The sequence below is a fragment of the Rhodococcus sp. 06-462-5 genome (assembly GCF_002258315.1).
Taxonomy (GTDB): Bacteria; Actinomycetota; Actinomycetes; order Mycobacteriales; family Mycobacteriaceae; genus Rhodococcoides.
Genome location: NZ_NOYD01000056.1, coordinates 1 through 1,088, shown reverse-complemented (window position 1 = coordinate 1,088; position 1,088 = coordinate 1). Strand labels below are relative to the sequence as shown.

Genomic DNA, 1,088 nt, shown 5'->3' with positions numbered 1-1,088 from the left:
CCGTCGCCGCACCGGCCGTCACCCTCGCAAGGTCCGTCGCCGTCGCATGGTCCGTCGCTCCACAGTCCCGCATCGCTCGTCGGACCGTCGTCCGGCTCCGGTAGCGGTGGGGTGTCGGCATCGGAGACGCCACCCGGCGTGGCCGAATCCGGTTCAGCTGCTGCAGGATCGGGACGCGCACCCTTGCTCGCGGCCCCAGGGGTCGTGCTGTCCTTGCCGCCGGAAGTGCTGTCGGTCTCGTCGTCGACGATCGGTTTTCCGTCGGCGGGGTTGTACATGCCCGGTTTCGCGGCTTTGGAGAACAAGGCTTCGAGGTAGGCCCGTAGTTCGGGGTCGACGCAGAATTTCCCTCCGACATTCCGTCGGCACCCTGTTCGCCGAGGTAGAAGAACGCATCCCTGCGTTTCGGTGGCTTCGGCGGCTTCCCGTCTTCGTCCTCGTCCTCGTCGTGGTCGCCGTCGGGATTGAGGATCGAATCCAGGTGCGCCACCAACGGTGCGAAGTCGTCGGGCCGCCTCGTCGAGGCCAAGCCCACCAACTGCTCCTCGGCCCGCTCCCGCGTCTGCGGATCGACGTCCCGGGGCAGATGGCAAAAGAACTCGCGGATCATCTGCACATGCTTGGCATCGAGCAACCCCGCCCGCAAGGCTTCCGCGGTTCGCGGCAGCAACGGCGGCAGCACTTCCCCGGAGAAGGAGGTCCGGTCACCCAACTCCGCCGCCAGACGCACTCGCGCTCCGGCTGCTCGTGGGGTGATCCGCAGCATCCACGCCACCGACGACGGCACCGACCCCGGATACACATCGAGGCCGTGCTGAGAGATCAATTCGTTGAGCCAGGTGTACGAGTACGCGGTCAGCGACCGGGTCGCCGTGTCCATCCGCTGAACCACCGCACGCCGGTCCGCGTTCGTCCACGACACCGACGACTGTTCCGCCAACTCGGCGATCGCGGATTCCACCCGGTCGACCAACATCGACAACTTCGGATCGGACACCTCAGGGGCGGGCGGCACCGTCTCGATGCCGTCCACCCCTGATCCGCCGTCCCCCGAAAGCATGAACAGAATCTACCGCGACCCACCGACA

At 66.8% G+C, this 1,088-nt stretch carries 1 protein-coding gene; it reads right to left on the bottom strand.

Annotation, left to right across the window (positions count from 1 at the left end; translation table 11 throughout):
- Positions 1-1,060 (bottom strand): 13E12 repeat family protein (locus CH251_RS25335; RefSeq protein WP_256979302.1); only part of this gene is annotated, 1,060 nt, incomplete at its 3' end.
- Between the last annotated feature and the right edge of the window lie 28 nt (positions 1,061-1,088).